Below are 23,534 nucleotides of genomic sequence, written 5' to 3'. Positions count from 1 at the left end.
TGTTATCTTGATTAAACGTTGACGCTTGTATTGTGTTCAGTTTTCAAAGAACTTTTTAAGATCATCGCCTTGAAGCGACTTTATTAATATATCATATTATGATATTTAAAGTCAATTACTTTTTTAAAATAATTTATTCAGCCTCTCGACTTAAAGAAGTATATCAGGAATCGCAGATAAAATCAAGGAAGGAAATTTAAAAACTCCTTTTATCTTGAACACCACGTAAATACTCTCTTAGTTTCCCCATAAAAAAAAGGATGAGATACAATGATTCATCCATAATAATTAATTCTTTACTTATATAATTTCCTCAATGAAAATTTGTCGATTCTTTTTTAACTCTAAAAATTCATTGTCACTAATTTTGATCATTGGTCTTGTCGGATTACTACTTTCTATGAATATTATTTCACCGCTTTGCCCATTTGACAGCTTAACTTTTGTGCCAATTGATAGCTTTGCTACCTCATTGGTTAAGGCATCAACAATCCTTACATCAAATTTCCCAAAGCTTTCTTGTCTTATTTGCTCTAGTACTTTAAAAGGGGATTGTTTACTACTATAAGGTCTTTCAGATGTCATGGCTGAATACACATCAGCAAGTGCAACAATTTTCCCATAAGGGTGTAACTTTTCCCCGGATACGCCCATTAAATAGCCAGTCCCATCAATTCTTTCATGATGCTGTAACACTGCTAATTTAATATTATCGTTTAATAAAGATATTTTTTCTATCATTCGGTAACTGTAAAGAGGGTGTTTTTTTATTTCGTTATACTCTTTAAGTGAAAGTGATGTATTTTTTGTTAGAATACTTGGATCTATCTTTGACATTCCACAGTCACTTAGAAGACCAGCAATTGCAAGCTGATTACAATCTGCTTTAGCATATTGTAGTCGCATTCCTAGTAAACCCGATAGTAAACCGACGGTAACTGAATGATGAAAAATATATTCTTCTCTACTTGAATAGTGATATAACGAAAATAATTCATTAGGCTGTTCTAGCACTTGATCTAGCAAGGGGATTATAATTGAGCGAACCTTCCCTACATCAACAACAGCACCTGCTTGCCAATTATTGAATAGTTGCTTATATTCCTTTACTGACTTTAAATATTGCTCCATTAGAGACAATACATTTTGAGGTTGTTCAACCTCTTCTTCAATTATTTCAGTTGGAAGAAAGGGTTCACCGTTAATCAAAATAGATTCAACATAAACATCTTTTATAAGAAAAGACTTTAGGACCTCTATGTGCTTATTTGTTAATACTGTCTTTTTAGGAATAATCGGTTTATTTGTTAAGGAGAAAATATCCTTAGAAATAATACATCCTTCCTGAAGTTGATTAACCATTATTCTCATTTTACAATCCTCTTCTCTACCGTCATATCATAACTCGTGTATGGTACATGATATTTACATTTTATCAAAAAAAGAGAAACACTGCATCAGTGTTTCTCTTTCACCCTATTTATTCTTCATCTTGAGGTTCATGATTATCTACTACTATTCCTTCTATATCATTTCTTTCTTCTGATACTTCTGGAATATTTTGTTCCTCATTCAATTCAGCCTCATCCACTTCTTCTTCCTTATCAACTACTGCAACTGTAGCAACAAATTCAGAACCATCTAAACGAATGAGTTTTACACCTTGAGTGGTTCTACCGATTTGAGAAATATCACCAATCGCCATTCTGATTAACACACCCGCTCCAGTGATAAGCATTAAGTCTGAATCAACTGTTACAGCTTTAACAGCAATTACATTTCCATTCTTCTCGGTAATATTAACTGTTTTTAATCCTTTACCACCACGGCTTTGAATGCGATATTCAGATGCAGGTGTCCGTTTCCCATACCCTTTTTCAGTAACAATTAATACATCAACATTATCCTCAAGTATTTCCATACCGACAACTTCATCATCAGTACCTAGATTAATCCCTTTAACACCAGAGGCAGTACGACCCATTGATCGAACATCCGTTTCAGGGAATCGAATTAACATTCCTTTTTTCGTTCCAATAATGATATCCTTCGATCCATCTGTCAGTCGAACTGATATTAATTCATCTTCTTCACGAAGACTAACAGCTATTAATCCACTTGTGCGGATATTCGCAAATGAAGACAGCGGAGACCGTTTTGAAATACCCTCTTTCGTTGTGAAGAACAAGAACCAATCATCTGCAAATTCTGAAACTGGGATAATTGCATTAATCCATTCCCCTTTTTCGATTCCTAATAGATTAATGATTGGGATCCCTTTAGCTGTACGACTATATTCCGGTATTTCATACCCTTTTAATCGATATACTTTCCCTTTATTCGTAAAGAATAAAATAGTGTCATGGGTTGAGGTAGAAAGTAAGTGTTCAACAAAGTCATCTTCATTCGTACCCATTCCCTGTATACCTCGGCCACCACGTCTTTGACTCCGATATGTTGACACTGGAAGACGTTTAATATATCCATTATTCGTAAGTGTAAGGATTATATTCTCTCTTGGGATTAAATCCTCATCTTCAATCATTTCAATGCCACCAGACATGATTTCAGTACGCCTAGTATCATTAAAACGTTCTTTAATCTCTAGTAATTCTTCGCGAATAATCTCTAATACTTTTTCTTCATCTGCTAGAATTGCTTTTAGTTCAGCAATTAATTGCAAAAGACCTTGATATTCATCTTCTATCTTCTCACGTTCTAGACCTGTCAAACGTTGTAGACGCATATCTAGAATGGCTTGTGCTTGTTTTTCAGATAAACTGAATTTTGTCATTAAGCCTTCTCGCGCAATATCCGTATTTTGTGAGTTTCGAATGAGTGTGATTACTTCATCGAGATGATCAAGTGCAATCCGCAATCCCTCTAAAATATGGGCTCTAGCCTCGGCTTTTCTTAATTCAAATGCTGTCCGACGTTTAATAACGACTATTTGATGGTCCAAGTAATGACTGAGACATTGTTTCAGATTTAAAATCTTTGGTTGACCGCCAACTAGTGCCAGCATATTAATGCCAAAGCTCGTTTGTAAAGCAGTATGCTTATATAAATTATTCAAAATAACATTTGCATTTGCATCCCTACGTACTTCCATGACAACCCGCATACCATTACGATCTGACTCATCACGAAGGTCAGTTATACCATCAATCTTTTTGTCACGGACAAGTTCTGCAATTTTCTCAATTAATTTTGCTTTATTTACTTGATATGGAAGTTCATGAACTAAGATGACTTCTCTACCATTACTTTTTTCCTCTATTTCTACTTTCGCACGTAATGTTATAGAACCTTTTCCAGTTTCATATGCCTTTCTAATTCCGCTTCTTCCTAAAATCTGTCCAGCTGTAGGAAAGTCAGGGCCTGGAATAATATCCATAAGCTCCGCTATCGTAATGTCTGGATCTTTACTTAGAGCAAGAATTCCATCAATGACCTCACCTAATTGATGGGGAGGAATATTCGTTGCCATACCAACGGCAATTCCCGCTGCACCATTTACTAATAGATTAGGAAAACGTGATGGGAGTACAACTGGTTCTCTTTCAGAACCGTCATAGTTATCCTGATAATCAATTGTATCTTTATTAATATCACGAATAATTTCCATTGATATTTTGGACATACGTGCTTCTGTGTAACGCATTGCTGCTGCAAGGTCTCCATCAACAGAACCAAAGTTACCATGCCCATCGACAAGCATATAGCGATAGTTAAAATCTTGAGCCATACGAACCATTGAATGGTAAACTGCTGTATCACCATGTGGGTGATACTTACCAATTACTTCCCCAACAATACGTGCTGACTTTTTATATGCCTTATCAGAAGTCATACCTAAATCATTCATTGCATATAAAATACGGCGATGTACAGGTTTTAAACCATCACGGACATCTGGCAGTGCACGTGAAACAATAACACTCATTGCATAGTCAAGGAATGATGTTCTCATTTCTTGGCTTATATTAATTTCTTTTACTTGTGAATTTTGACCTTCTGACATATGAAGAAACCTCCCTTATCAGGGGTATCAATAAAAACTAACTATTTCTACCCATTCAATTATGTAAAAACTAGGATAGACCGAAATGCTAATGCATTCGGACAAATACTATCCTGTGTAATTACTTTTTAAATATCTAAATTCTTAACGTACTGTGCATTTTCTTCGATAAAGTTACGCCTTGGTTCAACTTTGTCACCCATTAACATTTCAAATGTTTCATCCGCATCAATTGCATCTTGCAAATTAACTTGGAGCATTGCACGGTTTGCTGGGTCCATAGTTGTTTCCCATAATTGTTCAGGGTTCATTTCCCCTAAACCTTTGTATCGTTGAATACCTGGTTTTGGTTGACTAGGTAATTGACTTAAAATCTCATCTAATTCGCGGTCATTGTATGCATATTGAACCTTTTTACCTTGCTGAACCTTGAACAAAGGAGGCTGTGCAATATATACATATCCACTCTCGATAATTTTAGGCATAAAACGATAAAAGAACGTTAATAATAGTGTCCGTATATGTGCACCATCAACATCCGCATCTGTCATGATCACAATTTTATGATAACGTGCCTTTGATATATCAAAATCCTCACCAATTCCGGTACCGAATGCTGTTATCATTGAACGGATTTCCAAATTAGATAGAATTCTATCTAGTCTCGCCTTCTCAACATTAAGAATTTTACCTCGTAAAGGCAAAATTGCTTGGAAATGGCGATCACGTCCTTGTTTAGCTGAACCACCTGCTGAATCTCCCTCAACAATATAAATTTCACTTATTGCAGGATCCTTAGATGAACAATCAGCCAATTTACCTGGTAGGCTTGAGATTTCTAATGCGCTCTTACGTCTTGTTAATTCACGCGCTTTTTTAGCAGCCATTCTTGCTCTTGCAGCCATCGTACCTTTTTCAACAATTTTCTTCGCTACTGACGGATTTTCTAATAAGAATGATTCAAATTTCTCAGAAAAGACTGATTCAGTAACAGTCCTTGCCTCACTATTTCCTAACTTTGTTTTTGTTTGACCTTCAAACTGTGGATCAGGATGCTTAACAGAAATAATGGCAGTAAGTCCTTCTCGAACATCGTCACCTGTTAAATTGGCATCAGCATCTTTAAAAATATTATTCTTACGTGCATAATCATTAATAATTCGTGTTAATGCTGTTTTAAAACCAGATTCGTGCGTTCCACCTTCATACGTATGAATATTATTCGCAAAGGAATAGATATTACTAGTATAACTATCATTGTATTGAAGAGCGATTTCAACTGATATTCCATCTCTTTCACCTTCAACAAAGACAGGTTCTTCATGAATAACTTCTCTTGTACGATTGAGGTGTTCAACATATGATTTAATACCACCTTCATAATGGTATTCCATCTTTTTATTTTCCACTCGTTTATCTTCAATTGTAATCTTGACCCCACGTGTTAAAAACGCAAGCTCACGTAAGCGAGTTGCCAGTGTATCAAAATCGTATTCTAATGTTTCTGTAAAGATTTCTCCATCTGGTTTGAAATGAGTAATTGTACCATTATGGTCAGTCTCACCAATGACTGTTAATGGGGTTGTCGTAACTCCACGTTCAAATTTGATAAAATGGACTTTCTGATCACGATGAACATATACCTCTAATACTGTTGAAAGTGCATTAACGACCGATGCACCAACTCCATGAAGTCCACCTGAAACCTTATATCCACCGCCATCAAATTTTCCACCTGCATGAAGAACAGTCATGATCACTTCAACAGCTGGTATTCCCATTTTCTCGTGGATTCCAACAGGGATTCCTCGTCCATTATCTTTTACTGTGATACTATTGTCTTCTTCAATAATGACATTAATTTCATCACAATAACCTGCAAGGGCTTCGTCAATACTATTATCAACGATTTCCCATACTAAGTGGTGCAGTCCTTTTCCACTTGTTGAACCAATATACATACCTGGGCGCTTTCTAACGGCTTCAAGGCCCTCTAATACCTGAATTTGACTTTCGTCATATGTTTGTTGTTCCATCTCTTTTTCTTCCATTGCCATTTTTATCACCTACACTTCATATTCCAAAGCTAAAGAGGAAGTTCAAAAATCCTTTTTTCCGTTTATTCCTCTACTGAAATTTCTTCTTCAAATGATGCTTCTAATTCAGAAACATGCTGTGCTCGCCGTTTTAAAGTACTTGAGGATAAAGGGGAAAAATATACATGATCAACAGTTACAATAACAGACTTTGTATTCTCATTCGCTAGTTCAACAATTTTGTCTTTTTGAGCTTCTAAAAATTCGTTCACAATTGATGAAGATTTTAAGAGCTGACGATCTAAAATTGTAATGACATCTGTTGAACGGACGATTATATTTTCTCCTAAGTGAATGAACAAACTTTCATCACCTCATTTGAGCTTTGTCATTTCGCCAGCTGCTACTTGAAACGTTGCAGCATGCCTCAATGTATCATGATTAATTCCATCTACACTTGTTGTCGTCACAAATGTTTGAACCTTGCCTTGTATCGTGTTAAGTAAATGTGATTGCCTGAAATCGTCTAATTCTGAAAGAACATCATCTAGTAAAAGAATCGGGTATTCTCCGATTTCTGAATGAATTAATTCTATTTCTGCTAGTTTTAATGAAAGGGCGGTCGTACGTTGTTGTCCTTGTGACCCAAATGTTTGAACATCTTTTTCATTCACAAAAAATGCCAGGTCATCCCGATGCGGACCTGCTAATGTGACACCTCGTTCGATTTCCCTATCTCTTATTTTAGCAAACTTTTCCTCATATACATCTACCATTTTCGACAACTCAAAGTTTTCTAATACCTCTATTGAAGGTTTATATTGAATGTGAAGAGTCTCTAATCCGCGACTAATTCCCCTATGAATCGGCTCTGCCCATGACTGTAAAAGGGCTAAAAATTCATATCGTTTTTTGACAATTTTTGTTGCTACTTCAACTAATTGAGAAGTTAGTACATCTAACATTGTCTTATCAGTTTGTTTTCTAGTCTGAAGAAGCTTTAAATAATGGTTTCTTTGTTGAAGTATTTTTTGATACTGATTCAAATCATGTAAATACACTGCAGATACTTGACCAATCTCCATATCTATAAAACGTCTTCTTACCTGGGGGCTTCCCTTTACAAGATGCAAATCTTCTGGAGCGAACATGACGACATTCATGCTGCCAACATATTGACTTAATTTTTGCTGTTCCAAATGATTACTTTTTGCTTTCTTGCCTTTCTTGGAAATAACTAGCTGTAATGATAAAGGTCCGTTCCGTTTTTGAACCCTACCCTCTATTTTAGCATATTCTTCATCCCAGCGAATCAAATCTTTATCATTCGATGTTCGATGGGACTTTGCCATCGCTAAAACATAGATAGATTCCATTACATTCGTTTTGCCTTGAGCATTTTCCCCCAAAATAACATTAACTTTATTTTCAAAACTAATGGATAAATTTAGGTAATTCCTATAGTTCTTTAAAATGATATCTTCGATAAACAAATATCTTCACCCACTTTAGGATGAGACAATAAACGTTCCAAAGCCAGGAATGTCTACTATATCTTTGCTAAATAATTTTTTTCCGCGCCGATTCTCTGGTTCTCCATTTACGAATATTTCATGTTCACTTAAAAACCACTTCGCCATTCCACCAGATTGAATGACATCAGCTAGCTTTAAAAATTGACCTAAAGTGATATACTCTGTTGAAATTTTAATGGTTTGTGTCATTTTTCCGCCTACCTTCTAAATATCCAGTCTTTATTTACATTTTACTAAAATATTGGGAGAAAAGAAAACTACTAGGTTATTGCCTAGTAGTTTAAAACCAATATTATTCTTTTAGAAAGTACGAACAGGAAGAATTAAATGAAACACTGTATCATCATTTATTGCTTTTATGAAAAATGGTCTCATTGCTCCGGTAAAGCTTATTTTAATTTCTGAACTTTCCAATGCTTTTAATGCATCCATCATGTATTTAGCACTAAATGAAATCTTTAATTCTTCTCCTTCAATTGATTGACTCTGAATTTCTTCAGTAACTTTACCTATTTCAGGAGAAATAGAAGAGACTTCAATGACACCATCAGGTAATGTTGATAATTTAACCACGTTATTATTTGCTTCTCTTGCAAGTAGGGAAGCACGATCAATTGCTTGTAAAAATTCCTTTGTTGTTAATACAACTTCTGTTTTACTTTCAGTTGGGATAAGTCGTGATGTATCAGGATAATTTCCATCTAATAAACGAGAAAAGAATAATAAGTGCTTCGTTTTAAATAAAACTTGATTTTCAGTAATAACAATATCTACTAAGTCATTTGTATCATCCAAAATTTTACTTAATTCATTTAGGCTTTTGCCTGGGATGACAGCATGATACGAACGCTCATTTTCCGTTTCTATTTTTGCATTTCTCATTGCCAATCGGTGACTATCTGTAGCAATACATACTAATTCATTATTTTCTACTTTCCAATTAACACCTGTTAGAATCGGTCTAGTTTCAGAAGTTGAAACTGCAAATACAGTTTGGCGAATCATATTTTTCAATAGATCAGCTGGAATTTTAAAAACATTGTTTTCCTCAATTTGTGGTAGATGAGGATATTCCTCTGCATCTAAACCATTTAAATTAAATTCAGCTTTTCCTGAACGAATGATTGTTAATAAATTTGATTGAACCTCAATTTCAACTGTATCTTTAGGTAGTTTCTTAACAATTTCACTGAAGAATCTAGCTTGTAGCACAATACTACCTACTTGCTTAATTTCAACAATTTCGTCTCCTGCTTCTTCAGTAGGAATGAAGGATTCAATCGAAATATCAGAATCACTTCCTGTTAATGTTACACCTTCAGTTGTCGCTACTATTTTTATCCCAGTTAATATTGGAATTGTCGTTCTAGATGATACTGCCTTCATAACATCTTGTACACTTCGCACAAGATATTCTCTTTGAATAATAAATTTCATCAAAAATCCTCCTAAGAAAACAAGTCTATTTTTGATTTCAAGTGAATATAATATTTAATTTAAAGTCTTTAAAAATCGTAGAAGTACTAGTAGGTCTTGTTGATATGTGGATAACCCCAAAAACCATCATGTAGTACTGTCTATCCACATGTGGACAGGTTGTGTGTAACTTCAATAAAGTTATTCACAGTATTCACTCTTTGATAAAGTAGTTAAAAGAGCATTAACCTTTTAATTGTGTATTTATTTCATCAATCTGCTTTTGTAATTGTGTATCCGTCTGAAGTAGTTTTGAAATTTTTTCATGAGCGTGTATGACGGTTGTATGATCACGTCCACCAAATTCATCTCCAATTTTGGGAAGTGAGGAATCTGTAAGTTCACGTGATAAATACATCGCAATTTGACGTGGAAAGGCAATCGATTTAGTTCGCTTTTTTGCCTTAAAGTCTTCTAGCTTAATATTAAAATGTTGTCCAACTGTTTTTTGAATTTCAAATATCGTAATGACCTTTGGTCTTGAACTTGGGATAATATCCTTTAATGCTTCTGCAGCAAGATCTGCATTAATATCTTTATTTATTAAGGAAGAATAGGCAACAATTCGAATAAGTGCACCTTCAAGTTCACGAATATTTGTATTGATTTGATTCGCAATATAAAGCATGACCTCGTTAGGTATATCTAACCCTTCAGCCTTTGCCTTTTTACGTAAAATGGCAATCCTTGTTTCCAAATCAGGAGGTGTAATATCAGTGATTAAACCCCATTCGAACCTGGAACGAAGTCGATCTTCCAAGGTTGGAATTTCTTTAGGTGGACGGTCACTTGAAATCACAATTTGTTTACTTTCCTCGTGAAGTGTATTAAAAGTATGGAAAAATTCCTCTTGTGTTGATTCTTTTCCTGCAAGAAATTGAATATCATCTATAAGTAACACATCTACATTTCGATATTTATTACGAAATTCAACTGCTTTATTGTCTCGAATTGAATTAATAAATTCATTCGTAAATTTCTCTGATGATAGGTATACAACCTTTGCTCCAGGATTATGATCCTTCACATAATGGCCGATTGAATGCATAAGATGTGTTTTTCCTAATCCTACTCCACCATAAATAAATAGGGGATTATATGCTTTAGCTGGTGCTTCTGCAACAGCTAAAGAAGCCGCATGTGCAAAGCGATTTCCAGAACCAATTACAAAGGTATCAAATGTGTACTTTTGATTAAGCATATTTTGTGCAGTCTCTACTGTTTCTTCTGGCTTTGAGGACTTTTGTACTGGAGTTTTGATTTCAAATTCTTCTTCGAGCTGGTTTTGAGGAATAATAAATTTTATTCCTAGCTCTTCGCCAGTTAAATCGTAGATCGTTTCAGCAATTAGATGTAAATACCTTGATTCAAGCCAGTCTCTGGCAAATTCATTTGGAGCAGTAATGATCAGTGTGTCATTTTGTAATGCATGGGCTTTTGTAGATTTTAACCATGTTTCAAAACTAGGCTTACTTAGCTTTTTTTCAATTTCCTGAAGTGCTTTGGACCACAGGTCAGCAATGTTCTCCAACGATTTCCCTCCTTTATCATTAGTTTGGCCGATTCATTTTTAATGGAAAAGAAAGTTTCCGAATAAGGGCATAAGAATAAGCCATGGAAGCAGTGCCTCTGTTGTCTCCCTAAGGCTCACCAATTGACAAGTTCATTGTATAATTATGAGGTTATATACAACTAATTATAAAAACTTGCATATAGATTTATAAATATACTAACATGTAAATTGTGAATAACTATATAATATAGTAGAAAAACATCTTTTCGACATAATCCACGGATTGTGGACAACCCCATATTCACAATGTGTAAAAAACTATCCACATGTTATCCACATTCTGTGGATAAGGTTAAATATGTGAATAAGTTGTCACGAGTGAAAACAACAATATAATATCAAATAATCCCTAGATAATCAATGGTTTTCGAAAACTTATCCACAATACCTATAGGTTGTGGAAAAAAATTGTCCACAACACAAGATAATGTGTAAAGCCTGTCAATAACTGTTGTGGATAGAGAAAAATGTCGAAAAAAGTTGTCCACAAGTAGAAAAGCGCAGGCGACTTGCTCAGAAACGAGAAAACTTACAACTTCGACAAAGAGGCGCTTTTTGCCTCTGCTGGAGAAGTAGAAGTTTCTCGAGTTTCTAGTCGCCGGAGCTAGACAAGTAGAAAAGCAGAGGCAGCTTGCTGATGATGAGATTAATCGGAAAAATGGTCAAAAGAGCTATATCCAAAATATAGTAACGATTTTAGGTTGACATTTTTTATTAGTGTTCTCTATAATTAGTAAGACTGTCTATGTAATAATTTAGAGAGCAATTCCTCAGGGAGGTGTCATATAATGAAAAGAACGTATCAACCAAGCAAACGTAAACACAGTAAAGTGCACGGTTTCCGTAGTCGTATGAGCTCTAAAAACGGACGTAAGGTTCTAGCTCGTCGTCGTCAAAAGGGAAGAAAAGTATTATCAGCATAGACCACTGCAGCGTCAGTGGTCTTTTTTCTAATAAAGAAAAGGTAAAACGTAAAGTCTTCAAATGATAAGACAATGTTTAATTCAATTTCCGACTTGGCCATAATGGTTATGTACATAATTGGATTGAAACAAGCGTGTTGTTTCGAAATGCAGGAGTTGTAATAGATGAAAAAGGAATATCGGATAAAGAGGAATCAAGATTTTCAAACTGTATTTCAATCAGGTAAGTCGTCTGCCAATAGGCAATTCGTTGTCTATGTATATGAGAGAGACGATCAGGATCATTTTAGAATTGGACTTTCGGTTAGTAAGAAAATCGGAAATGCGGTTATGAGAAATAGGATTAAAAGATTGATAAGACAATTTTTTTTAGAGCATAAACAATTGGTTCAAAATAGGGATTATATTATTATTGCTAGGAAGCCAGTTGCAACTATGGATTATGAAGAGGTTAAAAGTAGTTTGCTTCATGTATTACGAGTTGCGAGGGTTTTAAAAAAGGTTTCCAAATGATAGATTTTTTTAGTTGAAAGAAGATATTTCTAAGTAATAATGGTAGAATTAAGCTAAAATATAGTGAATTATTTCAAAATACATATATTTTGATAATTAGTTTTTCTAAAGGATCTTTAATAATAGGAGGAAAAGTGTTTGAAAAGGCGAATATTACTATTAAGTACACTATTTGGTCTTTTATTAGTCATGACTGGGTGTACCCAGGTTAATGAGGAAATTAATAGCGAAAGTACTGGATTTTGGAATCAGTATTTTGTTTATCCACTTTCTTGGCTAATTAAGTTTGTTGCAGAACATGTTGGGAATAGTTATGGATTATCAATTATTATTGTTACAATTTTAATTCGTTTAGTATTATTACCATTAATGATCAAACAAACTAGAAGTTCAAAGGCAATGCAAGCGATTCAGCCTGAACTTAAATCACTTCGTGAAAAATACAGTTCAAAAGACCAAAAAACACAGCAAAAACTACAACAAGAAACGATGCAACTTTTCCAAAAGCATGGTGTTAATCCATTAGCAGGTTGTTTTCCGTTATTGATTCAAATGCCAATCCTAATTGGTTTTTATCATGCAATCATGAGAACGAGAGCAATTGCTGAAGATAACTTCTTATGGTTTGACTTAGGTGAAGCAGATCCATATTATATTCTGCCGATCGTTGCAGGTATAACCACTTTTATTCAACAAAAGATTACAATGATGGGAATGGATAATAACCCACAAATGGCTATGATGCTTTGGTTGATGCCAATCATGATTGTTATCTTTGCAATTAACTTCCCAGCTGCTTTATCTTTATACTGGGTTGTAGGTAATATCTTTATGATTGTTCAAACTATATTAATTAAAGGTCCAGATCTACGACAAGCAGCATCTGGAAATGCGGGAGGAGCCAAAAAGTGAAACAAGTAACTGCTACAGGGCAAACTGTCGATGAAGCAGTGGAATCAGCTTTAGCTCAATTGAACACAACTAAGGACCGCGCAGAAATAAAGATCATCGATGAAGGTAAAAAAGGGTTGTTCGGTATTTTTGGGTCAAAGCCCGCTGTTGTTAAAGCGACGATAAAATTCGATCCAATTGAAGAAGCTAGGAAGTTCCTTGAGAATGTTGTAGCTTCAATGAATGTCTCTGCAAAAGTTGATGTGCAAGTAAATGGAAAAAATGTTAAGTTTGATCTTTCAGGGGAAAAACTTGCTGTATTAATTGGAAAAAGAGGACAAACCCTTAATTCCTTACAATATTTAACTCAGCTTGTTGCAAATCGCTTTGCAGATCAATACTTGAATATCATCATTGATGCTGAAAATTACCGAGGACGACGTGAAGAAACGCTTATTCAGTTGGCTGAACGACTTGCTGATAAAGCAATTCGTACCGGTCATGACATACCATTAGAGCCAATGCCTTCATATGAGCGTAAGGTGATCCATTCAGCTTTAGTCACGAATAAAAGAATAAAGACATTTTCTTCTGGAACTGATCCAAAGAGACATATCGTTATTTCTCCAGTTAAATAATCGTAATTGTAAAACCTAGGTGTAAAAGCCTAGGTTTTTTTGTGTATTTTTTTGATGAAGAAGGTTATCGGTTAAAGGTTAAAAATGAGAGGACGTGTATAACTTGTAGTCTGGATTAAAATATTGTTATTCACATGTGGATAAGATAAAATGAAGGGTACTTAGCAATACGAAATCCAATCATGTTATTCTTGTGGATAAATAGGAAATAATAAGATTAGATTATGTGGATTGATGTGATTATGGTAAAATTATATTTTTCAAATATAAGTGCGTGTTCAAAAAGAGGTGAAGAAATGGAGTATGATACGATCGCTGCGATTTCAACTCCAATGGGTGAGGGAGCAATTGCAATTGTTCGGTTAAGTGGGGATGAAGCAATTGAAATTGCTAATCGGATATTTAAGGAAAAGAGCCTGCAAGAGGTCGAATCACATACGATTCATTATGGACATATTATAGATCCTCAGTCAGGAATAACGGTAGAGGAAGTAATGGTTTCAGTTATGAAGGGACCAAAAACCTTTACTCGTGAGGATGTAGTTGAAATTAATTGTCATGGTGGACTTGTGTCGGTTAATCGGGTATTGCAGTTAGTTTTAACGAATGGAGCTAGACTGGCAGAACCAGGAGAATTTACAAAACGAGCATTTTTAAACGGACGTATTGATTTATCACAGGCTGAAGCAGTAATGGATTTAATTCGTGCAAAAACAGACCGTGCGATGAATATGGCGATTGGGCAAATGGAGGGGAGACTTTCCAAGCTTATAACAAGCTTACGTCAAGAGTTATTAGAAACTTTAGCACATATTGAAGTGAATATTGATTATCCGGAATATGATGATGTTGAAGAGATGACTCATAACGTATTAATAGAAAAAGCGGGATATGTACATGGTGAGATTGAGAAACTCCTTCATACCTCTAATCAAGGGAAAATTTTACGCGAAGGACTATCCACTGTTATTATTGGGAGACCTAATGTCGGAAAGTCTTCGCTTTTAAATAGTCTCGTTCATGAAAATAAAGCAATCGTAACAGATATTCCTGGTACAACTCGTGATGTGATTGAGGAATATGTAAATGTTCGAGGTGTGCCTCTACGATTAGTGGATACTGCTGGAATTCGTGAAACGGAAGATATTGTTGAACGTATTGGTGTAGAACGATCAAGGGAAGTATTAAAACAGGCAGATCTTATTTTACTTGTATTAAATTATGGTGATGAATTGACAATTGAGGATGAGCGTTTATTTGAAGCGATTGCTGGAATGGAAGCAATTATTCTCATTAATAAAACAGACCTCCCAAAGAAAATTGACTTGGAGCGGGTCAAGATACTTGCTAAATCATATCCAATCGTAACAACCTCTTTACTTGAGGAGCATGGGGTGGATGACTTAGAGGAAGCAATTTCTTCTTTGTTCTTTGAAGGTTCACTTGAAGCGGGTGATTTATCATATGTTTCGAACTCCCGCCATATCGCTTTACTCACTCAAGCAAAAAAGACGATGGAAGATGCGACTTTTGGAATTGAATCTGATATACCAATTGACTTGATTCAAATAGACTTAACGAGAACATGGGAGCTATTAGGTGAAATCATTGGTGATACCGTACAAGAAAGCTTAATCAATCAGCTCTTTTCTCAATTCTGTTTAGGAAAGTAATAAATTTTTGTAAAAAAGGGGATACCCAAATTGAGCTATGAAGCAGGAAATTATGATGTAATTGTAATAGGTGCAGGACATGCGGGCTGTGAGGCAGGTCTCTCTGCAGCACGTATGGGTGCCAAAACATTAATATTAACGATAAATCTCGACATGATTGCTTTTATGCCATGTAACCCGTCTGTTGGCGGCCCAGCAAAAGGGATTGTTGTACGTGAAATTGATGCCCTTGGTGGAGAAATGGCAAAAAATATTGATAAAACTCATATTCAAATGAGAATGTTGAATACGGGAAAAGGGCCAGCTGTTCGTGCATTACGTGCACAGGCAGATAAGTTTGCTTATCAACATGAATTAAAGAAAACACTTGAAAATGAAAAAAATATCACCTTAATGCAAGGTATGGTTGAACAGTTGATCGTTGAAGACGGTGTTTGCACAGGTGTTATTACGAAAACTGGAGCAGTGTTTAAAGCAACGACAGTTGTAATCACGACCGGTACTTTTTTACGTGGAGAGATTATTCTTGGGGAATTAAAATATTCAAGTGGGCCAAATAATCAACAGCCATCCGTAAAATTATCCGAAAATCTTGAGGAACTTGGCTTCGAGTTAGTGCGCTTTAAAACAGGTACACCTCCTCGTGTTAATAGTCACACAATTGACTATAGCAAAACAGAAATTCAACCTGGTGATGATGTTCCAAGGGCCTTTTCATATGAAACAACAAAATTCATTACCGACCAGTTACCTTGTTGGTTAACGTATACGAGTGATGAGACTCATCAAATTATTGAAGCAAATCTACATCGTTCCCCAATGTATTCTGGAATGATTAAGGGAACAGGTCCAAGATACTGTCCTTCAATTGAAGATAAAGTGGTTCGATTTAATGATAAACCTAGACATCAAGTATTTCTTGAGCCTGAGGGCAGAAATACAAATGAGGTGTATGTTCAAGGTCTTTCAACAAGCTTACCTGAGGAAGTTCAACATAAGTTGATTTCGTCTGTTCCAGGTCTTGAAAATGCACAAATGATGCGAGCGGGATATGCAATTGAATATGATGCAATTGTACCTACCCAATTATGGCCAACCCTTGAAACAAAACGGATTAAGAATCTATATTCAGCGGGGCAAATTAACGGAACATCCGGTTATGAAGAGGCTGCAGGACAAGGTATTATGGCCGGAATTAATGCTGGTAGACGCGCACTCGGAAAAGAAGAGGTTGTTTTAAGTCGATCTGACGCATACATTGGTGTCCTTATTGATGATTTAGTTACGAAGGGGACAAGTGAACCTTATCGTCTGTTAACATCACGTGCTGAATATCGCTTATTGCTACGTCATGATAATGCGGATTTGAGATTAACTGAGATCGGTCACGAAATTGGTTTAATTTCAGATGAACGTTATCAAGCATATTTAACGAAAAAGGCAGCCATTGAGGAAGAAAAGGAACGCTTACAATCCATCCGAATAAAACCAACGAATGAAGTCCAAGCTATGATCTCCTCTGTAGGAGGCAGTGAGCTTAAGGATGGGATATTAGCAAGTGATTTGCTAAAAAGGCCAGAAATGACGTATGACCATATTAAGTTGCTTGCACCAAGTGATGTAGCATTACATCCAGATGTAGAAGAGCAAGTAGAAATTCAAATTAAATATGAGGGATATATTCAAAAGTCATTACAACAAGTTGAAAAACTTAAAAAAATGGAAAACAAGAGAATCCCTGAAAATATTGATTATGATGCAATCTCAGGATTGGCAAATGAAGCTAGACAAAATCTAAAGCAGGTTCGCCCATTATCAGTAGCCCAAGCTTCTAGAATTTCTGGGGTAAATCCCGCAGATGTATCGATTTTACTTGTGTATTTGGAGCAAGGGAAAATAGCAAAGGTATAGAAGGGATTTTTATTATGGACATTACACAATTTACGAATATGTTGGAGGAGAAAGGGATTACACTTTCTTCTTACCAACTTAATCAATTCGAAAAATATTATCAATTATTAGTTGAGTGGAATGAGAAAATGAACCTCACTGCAATTACCGAGAAGCCTGAGGTGTATTTGAAACACTTCTTTGACTCTATTTCTGCAGGGTTCTTTTACGATTTTAACAAAACATTATCAATTTGCGATGTGGGTGCTGGAGCGGGTTTTCCAAGCATTCCACTTAAAATTTGCTTTCCGAATTTACATATTTCGATTGTGGATTCTCTACAAAAGCGGATTACATTCCTTGAGGAGCTTTCAAAACAATTACAGTTAGAAAATGTTACTTTCTATCATGACCGTGCAGAAACCTTTGGTCAAAAAAAGGAAGTAAGAGAATCATTTGATCTTGTGATGGCTAGAGCAGTTGCTCGATTATCTGTACTAAGTGAACTTTGTTTGCCACTTGTAAAAGTTAATGGAACGTTTATTGCTATGAAAGCATCTTCAGTAAATGAAGAAATAAAAGATGGTCAAAAGGCAATTCAAATACTAGGTGGAGAAGTTAAGGACGTACATCATTTTTCTTTACCAATTGAAAATAGCGATCGTAATATTGTTATCATCCATAAGAACAAAATAACACCAAAGAAATACCCACGTAAGCCCGGAACACCCAATCGTACGCCTATTGTGTAAAGAAGGGATATTAGGATTGAATTTCATTCTAAATCCCTGTATCCTTTTAGTAGGTGGAACATAATTCAGTTGAAAGTTTGTAAGATTTTTTACAACTATCCATGTTATAATAGAAGGAATGAAAGAATAAAAAGAGAATTTGTTATAGTGGTAGTTTCCTAAGGGGTGATATGAGTATGAAGCATCCATTTTCACGCTTATTTAGCATTGGTGAAAAAGAGGACAATCAACTTATGAATGAAGAACAAGTAATCGATCAAGTAGTAGATAAACAACATATAGATGAAGAGACATATACGAACGAAGAGGTAAAGCAAATTCCAATTAATGAAATTGTGCCGAATCGATTCCAACCTCGTACTGTTTTTGCAGAGGAAAAAATTAAGGAACTTGCATTGACCATTCGAACACATGGTATTATTCAACCTATTGTTGTTCGTCAATTTGCCGACAATCAATTTGAGATAATTGCGGGTGAAAGACGCTGGCGTGCTGTTCAAACACTCGGTTGGGATACCATCCCTGCGATTATTAAAGATTTTAATGATACTGAAACCGCTTCTGTAGCATTAATAGAAAACCTTCAACGGGAAGAGCTTTCTGCGATTGAAGAAGCAGTGGCATATGCTAAACTACTAGAATTACATAATTTAACACAAGAAGCATTAGCTCAAAGATTGGGTAAAGGCCAATCTACAGTTGCTAATAAATTGCGTTTATTGAAGCTTCCACAGGAAGTTCAAGAAGCATTATTGCAAAAGTTAATAACGGAGCGTCATGCACGTGCTTTAATTCCTCTTAAAGATGCCGAGAAGCAAATTAAGCTTTTGCAAGAGGTTATTGAAAGGCATCTTAATGTCAAACAGACAGAGGATCGGGTTAATAAAATACAAGAGCTTGAAAGAAACGAAAAAAAGCCAAAACCAAGATTTAAAGCTGTAAGTCGAGATATGAGAATTGCGATGAACACTATTCGTCAATCATTAACAATGGTAGAAGAAAGTGGAGTTTCATTAAATACAGAAGAAGAAGAATTTGAAGACTTCTATCAATTTACCATTCGCATACCTAAAAACAAATAGATTACTAGCTTCCTCACAGTGATTTTTAAGGTGAGGATATTTTTTTTGATTAGAAAATGTTTCACGTGAAACATTTTTATTACTTTTTTGCAAAAAAAGATAAACCCCATCATTTTTCGTGATAGAATAGAAAAAGTGATAGTTTAAATGTTTTATTCATCATCGTAAGGATGATGAGAGTTTCGCATTTGATTTAGAAAGTAGGTGACATCGTGGGAAAAACCATCGCGATTGCTAACCAAAAGGGTGGAGTTGGTAAGACTACTACTTCAGTAAATCTAAGTGCATGTTTGGCATATGTAGGTAAAAAAGTTTTACTTGTTGATATTGACCCTCAAGGTAATGCAACAAGTGGCTGCGGGATTGAAAAAGCAAATGTCGATGAGTGCATTTATGATGTTCTAGTAGAGGATGTTTCAGCAAAGAATGTAACAGTACCAACATCAGTTGAGAATTTATATATGATTCCTGCGACGATTCAATTAGCGGGAGCTGAAATTGAACTTGTTCCAACTATATCTCGTGAGGTCCGTTTAAAAAGAGCGCTAGAGGAGGTAAAAGATAGTTATGATTATATTATTATCGATTGCCCACCTTCTTTAGGATTATTAACCCTTAATGCTTTAACAGCTGCTGATACTGTAGTTATTCCAGTTCAATGTGAGTATTATGCACTTGAGGGATTAAGCCAATTATTAAATACTGTTCGTTTAGTCCAAAAGCATTTAAATACTGAACTCATGATTGATGGTGTTCTTTTAACAATGCTTGATGCTAGAACGAATTTAGGTCTACAAGTGATCGAGGAGGTTAAAAAATACTTCCAAGATAAGGTTTATAAAACAATCATTCCAAGGAATATTCGATTAAGTGAAGCTCCAAGTCATGGTGAACCAATCATTATTTATGATCCAAAGTCAAGAGGTGCAGAAGTTTACTTAGATCTTGCAAAGGAAGTGATTGCGAATGGCTAAAGGTTTAGGAAAGGGAATAAATGCTTTGTTTTCAACGATGGAAGTTGGAAATGAAGAAGTAGTACAAGAAATTAAAGTTAAAGAATTACGCCCAAATCCATATCAACCAAGAAAAACATTTGAACCAGAAGCAATTGCTGAATTAAAGGAATCAATTCTTACGCATGGTATTTTACAACCTTTAATAGTAAGAAAAAGTATTAAGGGATTTGAAATTGTTGCAGGTGAGAGACGCTTCCGAGCTGCGAAGGAAGCAAAGTTAAACACAGTACCAGTTGTTGTGCGTGATTTGACGGAACAACAAATGATGGAATTAGCATTACTAGAAAACTTACAACGAGAAGATCTTACCCCAATTGAAGAGGCTTATGCATATCAAGCATTGATTGACCATCTGAAGGTAACACAAGAACAGCTTGCTAAGAGATTAGGTAAAAGCAGACCACATATAGCAAATCATTTACGTCTTTTAGCTCTTCCAAAGAGCATTCAGAAGCTAATAACAGAAGGTAAATTATCAATGGGTCATGGACGAACACTGCTTGGATTGAAAAATAAAGATAAGCTAGATGCAGTTGTTGAAAAGGTTTTATCCGAACAGCTTAATGTTCGTCAGTTAGAAGATCTAATCAACCAAATGAATCAAAATGTTCCACGTGAAACAATTAAGCCTAAAAAGGAAAAGGATATTTTTATTAAAGAACGAGAGACTTTTCTGCGTGAGCGTTTCGGTACATCAGTAACAATTAAGCAAAATAAGAAAAAAGGTAAGATTGAAATAGAATTCTTTTCTAATGAAGATTTAGAAAGAATATTAGAATTGTTAGATTCACCGAGCGTATCTTAAATAGCAATACATGATATATCCTTCAAACTTACTTTTAACAGTAAATTGAAGGATATTTTCATAGTTTTTCTAGTGACAGATAATTTGAATTAGGGGAAATGAAATGATATTACTAGGAACAATAGTGAATTGTATTTGTATCATTTTAGGCACTTTAATAGGAAAACTACTTCACCGTATTCCTGAAAAGGTGAAGACAACAGTTATGCACGGAATTGGGCTTGCTGTCATGTTATTAGGAATACAAATGGGATTGAAAAGTGAACAATTTCTAATTGTAATTTTCAGCCTTGTTTTTGGAGCAATTCTTGGTGAGTGGTGGAGCTTAGATGATAAGTTAAATTTACTTGGAAAGTGGATTGAGACTAGGGTAGGTTCCTCATCTAATGAAGGGACGATTGCAAAAGGTTTCGTGACAGCAACGTTGATTTTTGTCATAGGAGCAATGGCTATAATTGGTTCATTAGATAGTGGGTTAAGGCAAGATCATTCAGTACTCTTTACAAAGTCAGTTATTGATGGATTCACAAGTCTCGTTTTAGCAACCACATTAGGAATTGGAGTATTATTCTCAGCTATTCCTGTCATGATTTATCAAGGTTCGATATCATTATTAGCAACTCAAATTGAAAAATGGGTACCACAAGAGCTAATGGACTCGTTTATTGTCGAAATGACAGGAACTGGTGGTATAATGATTGTCGCAATTGGATTAAATTTATTAGGTTTAACAAAAATTCGTGTGGCAAATTTACTTCCAGGAATTTTAGTCACTGCAATACTTGTGGTAATTTTATATTATTGGAGTAATTTGGTGGATTTTACTCAAGCCATTATATCAATTTGAAAAGACTCTTCTATTTTAATAGAAGGGTTTTTTTGTCCCTTTAATTCGTTATATCCTTATTGATTAGTAATTTATTCATTTCTTGTTTTCTGCTATGCAGAGCTTCTGCTTTGAAAATACCATTTGATATGGTGTTTGCAATCTTCATAACTAAGTTTAGCCGTGTATTCTGAAGTACAAAAAACTCCATGAACCCACTGACGTTAACAATCCCAGTAATATACATATCACCAATTGGTATTAATTCTTTATTAACTCCAGCACCAGGCTTGATTGGCCCTTTGCCAATTGTAATATGCCCAACACTTTTTAATCTACCTAAGCAAGCATCAATTCCTATAATAAATGGATTATGATGACGAGAATATATTTCTTCAGTCTTTTCATTTAAATTAACAGCATGTATAGGTTCGTCCAATGTGCCATATACATAGAAGTGGGACAGTCCTAATTCAGTTATTTTAGTACCAATTAGTGGTCCAAGAGAGTCTCCAGTGGAACGGTCTGTTCCAATACATACAACGATGATTGGTTGATCAGTAGAGGGGAGCATTGATGAAATCTTTAAAGCAACTTGATGATCTGCTAAATCATGGTCATATGCAATACGAAATTCATTTTGTTTGTGTAGATCAAAAATATTTTGTTTGAGATTCATAGGTTCCACTCCTTAGTAAATGTAGTATCAGTATACGGAGAAAAAGTGAAATCTATACATCAGTTAAGTAATTAATAGAGATAATTTCTTTTGGGGGGATCAGATTGATTAAGGCTGGATTGAAATGGATGTTTTTAATTTTAGGTACAACAATTGGGGCGGGATATGCTTCTGGTAGAGAGCTATGGCAGTTTTTTGGGGAAGAAAGTGAATTAGCAATCCTATTATTTACGCTCATTTTTATTATTTGTTGTTTAATCATTATGAAAATAAGCCATGAGCAAAGGTCTGAAAATTTTGTACCTGTCTTAAGGAAATTAATAGGGAGAAAGTTAACATATGCATATGATGGCATTACGATTTTATATTTATTTACTACTACAATTGTGATGTTAGCTGGTGGAGGGGCAACACTTGAATTATTTAATATTCCATTTTGGTGGGGGGTTCTCTTATTTAGTATATTACTAGTGATCGTATTTTTGTGGAATATTAACGGGTTAGTAACGATTAATTTTTTGATCATTCCTTTCTTAATTATTGGGCTAATTGTTATTTTATTATTATTTATTTTTAGAGAGGATATCCATTTTTCATTTATAGCTGCAAATCAAACAAATTGGCCGTCCGCTTTTACTTTTACAGCACTCAATATATTACCTTTAATTGCTGTACTAGGTGCAATTGGTGGGAAAATGAAATCAATGGGGGAAGCATGGGTTGCAAGTATTGGAAGTGGAGTTATTTTAGGGGTAGTTTCTTATATTTATAACGAATCACTCATTCAAATTGCTCAAGAAATCATGTTATATGAAATACCTCTCTTTATTATTTTGAAGTCATTTCCATATATAACAGTAGTGATCATGTCATTTCTCCTGTTTGGAGCCATTTATACTACTGCAGCATCTGGATTATTAGGGTTAACAACCCGATTTAAAGAAAAATTGAAACTACCTTTATGGATGATTGCCTTGTTATTGCTATGTATGATGATTCCTTTTACTACGTTTGGCTTTGCAACACTTGTTTCAGTACTGTATCCACTGTACGGGATAGCTAATATTTACTTACTCGCAGCAATTCTTATCTATCCTATAACAAATCGCTACAATTAAGTCCAATTTCTTGGTACAATACAAGTAAACTATTAGGGATCATTCCATTTTAATTTAAAATTTGTGTGAAAAGGGTGTTGAACA

General features: G+C 35.0%; 21 protein-coding genes. 12 read left to right on the top strand and 9 right to left on the bottom strand.

All coding sequences use genetic code 11. The annotated features are described in order from the left end of the window. Positions 1-300 precede the first annotated feature (300 nt). From MJG50_RS15790 to dnaA, 8 genes are all read right to left on the bottom strand, one after another. Positions 301-1,371 (bottom strand): HD-GYP domain-containing protein, encoded by a 1,071-nt coding sequence (locus tag MJG50_RS15790; protein ID WP_240256712.1) that lies wholly within the window; start codon positions 1,369-1,371, stop codon positions 301-303. A gap of 109 nt (positions 1,372-1,480) precedes the next feature. Beyond that, the gene (gyrA, locus tag MJG50_RS15785) at positions 1,481-4,024 is read right to left on the bottom strand and encodes a DNA gyrase subunit A (protein ID WP_240256711.1); all 2,544 of its coding nucleotides are present in this window, start codon (positions 4,022-4,024) and stop codon (positions 1,481-1,483) included. 128 nt (positions 4,025-4,152) lie between these two features. Further along, positions 4,153-6,075, bottom strand: coding sequence for a DNA topoisomerase (ATP-hydrolyzing) subunit B (gene gyrB, locus MJG50_RS15780; RefSeq protein WP_240256714.1), 1,923 nt, complete (start codon positions 6,073-6,075; stop codon positions 4,153-4,155). Between the two features lie 68 nt (positions 6,076-6,143). After that, the gene (gene remB, locus MJG50_RS15775) at positions 6,144-6,422 is read right to left on the bottom strand and encodes an extracellular matrix regulator RemB (RefSeq protein WP_240256710.1); all 279 of its coding nucleotides are present in this window, start codon (positions 6,420-6,422) and stop codon (positions 6,144-6,146) included. 12 nt (positions 6,423-6,434) lie between these two features. Then, complete coding sequence (gene recF, locus MJG50_RS15770; RefSeq protein WP_240256709.1) at positions 6,435-7,553, bottom strand: DNA replication/repair protein RecF; 1,119 nt, start codon at positions 7,551-7,553, stop codon at positions 6,435-6,437. A gap of 15 nt (positions 7,554-7,568) precedes the next feature. After that, a complete protein-coding gene (gene yaaA / locus MJG50_RS15765; protein ID WP_240256708.1) occupies positions 7,569-7,784 on the bottom strand; it encodes a S4 domain-containing protein YaaA in 216 nt (71 codons plus the stop codon). A 111-nt stretch (positions 7,785-7,895) separates the two neighbouring features. Beyond that, positions 7,896-9,032, bottom strand: coding sequence for a DNA polymerase III subunit beta (dnaN, locus tag MJG50_RS15760; RefSeq protein WP_240256707.1), 1,137 nt, complete (start codon positions 9,030-9,032; stop codon positions 7,896-7,898). Between the two features lie 223 nt (positions 9,033-9,255). Then, positions 9,256-10,602 carry a chromosomal replication initiator protein DnaA gene (gene dnaA, locus MJG50_RS15755; RefSeq protein WP_240256706.1) on the bottom strand — a complete coding sequence of 449 codons (1,347 nt, stop codon included), beginning with the start codon at positions 10,600-10,602 and terminating at the stop codon, positions 9,256-9,258. Between the two features lie 830 nt (positions 10,603-11,432). Here dnaA and rpmH point away from each other — a divergent pair. From rpmH to MJG50_RS15700, 11 genes are all read left to right on the top strand, one after another. Further along, positions 11,433-11,567, top strand: a complete 135-nt coding sequence (gene rpmH / locus MJG50_RS15750; RefSeq protein ID WP_057997955.1) for a 50S ribosomal protein L34 — start codon at positions 11,433-11,435, stop codon at positions 11,565-11,567. Between the two features lie 165 nt (positions 11,568-11,732). Continuing rightward, a complete protein-coding gene (gene rnpA / locus MJG50_RS15745) occupies positions 11,733-12,080 on the top strand; it encodes a ribonuclease P protein component (protein ID WP_240256705.1) in 348 nt (115 codons plus the stop codon). Positions 12,081-12,218: 138 nt separating this feature from the next. Next, entirely contained in the window at positions 12,219-12,992 is a 774-nt protein-coding gene (spoIIIJ, locus tag MJG50_RS15740) for a YidC family membrane integrase SpoIIIJ (protein WP_240256704.1), read from the top strand. Then, entirely contained in the window at positions 12,989-13,609 is a 621-nt protein-coding gene (gene jag, locus MJG50_RS15735; protein ID WP_240256703.1) for an RNA-binding cell elongation regulator Jag/EloR, read from the top strand. The genes spoIIIJ and jag overlap by 4 nt, the downstream gene beginning before the upstream one ends. A 296-nt stretch (positions 13,610-13,905) precedes the next feature. Continuing rightward, entirely contained in the window at positions 13,906-15,282 is a 1,377-nt protein-coding gene (mnmE, locus tag MJG50_RS15730) for a tRNA uridine-5-carboxymethylaminomethyl(34) synthesis GTPase MnmE (RefSeq protein WP_240256702.1), read from the top strand. 30 nt (positions 15,283-15,312) lie between these two features. Next, complete coding sequence (gene mnmG, locus MJG50_RS15725; RefSeq protein WP_240256701.1) at positions 15,313-17,193, top strand: tRNA uridine-5-carboxymethylaminomethyl(34) synthesis enzyme MnmG; 1,881 nt, start codon at positions 15,313-15,315, stop codon at positions 17,191-17,193. Between the two features lie 14 nt (positions 17,194-17,207). Continuing rightward, positions 17,208-17,924 carry a 16S rRNA (guanine(527)-N(7))-methyltransferase RsmG gene (rsmG, locus tag MJG50_RS15720; protein ID WP_240256700.1) on the top strand — a complete coding sequence of 239 codons (717 nt, stop codon included), beginning with the start codon at positions 17,208-17,210 and terminating at the stop codon, positions 17,922-17,924. Positions 17,925-18,100: 176 nt separating this feature from the next. Further along, on the top strand, positions 18,101-19,006 hold the full coding sequence (gene noc / locus MJG50_RS15715) for a nucleoid occlusion protein (RefSeq protein ID WP_240256699.1): 906 nt from the start codon (positions 18,101-18,103) through the stop codon (positions 19,004-19,006). Between the two features lie 212 nt (positions 19,007-19,218). Further along, positions 19,219-19,980: a ParA family protein gene (locus MJG50_RS15710; protein WP_240256698.1), complete on the top strand. Its 762-nt coding sequence runs from the start codon at positions 19,219-19,221 to the stop codon at positions 19,978-19,980. Further along, on the top strand, positions 19,973-20,827 hold the full coding sequence (locus MJG50_RS15705) for a ParB/RepB/Spo0J family partition protein (RefSeq protein ID WP_240256697.1): 855 nt from the start codon (positions 19,973-19,975) through the stop codon (positions 20,825-20,827). Before MJG50_RS15710 ends, MJG50_RS15705 begins: the two co-directional genes overlap by 8 nt. A 103-nt stretch (positions 20,828-20,930) precedes the next feature. Beyond that, positions 20,931-21,674 (top strand): DUF554 domain-containing protein, encoded by a 744-nt coding sequence (locus MJG50_RS15700; protein WP_240256696.1) that lies wholly within the window; start codon positions 20,931-20,933, stop codon positions 21,672-21,674. Between the two features lie 40 nt (positions 21,675-21,714). Here the strand turns inward: MJG50_RS15700 and yyaC are convergent, their stop codons facing one another. Next, positions 21,715-22,332: a spore protease YyaC gene (gene yyaC / locus MJG50_RS15695; protein WP_240256695.1), complete on the bottom strand. Its 618-nt coding sequence runs from the start codon at positions 22,330-22,332 to the stop codon at positions 21,715-21,717. A gap of 104 nt (positions 22,333-22,436) precedes the next feature. On the opposite strand from yyaC, the gene MJG50_RS15690 reads away from it, so the two are divergent. Then, positions 22,437-23,450 (top strand): YkvI family membrane protein, encoded by a 1,014-nt coding sequence (locus tag MJG50_RS15690; RefSeq protein ID WP_240256694.1) that lies wholly within the window; start codon positions 22,437-22,439, stop codon positions 23,448-23,450. Positions 23,451-23,534 lie beyond the last annotated feature (84 nt).

Origin of the sequence: Fredinandcohnia quinoae, assembly GCF_022427965.1 — a bacterium.
Classification (GTDB): domain Bacteria; phylum Bacillota; class Bacilli; order Bacillales; family Bacillaceae_L; genus Ferdinandcohnia; species Ferdinandcohnia quinoae.
Note: the sequence above shows the minus strand (reverse complement) of the source record. Positions and strands in the feature narration are given on the sequence as shown.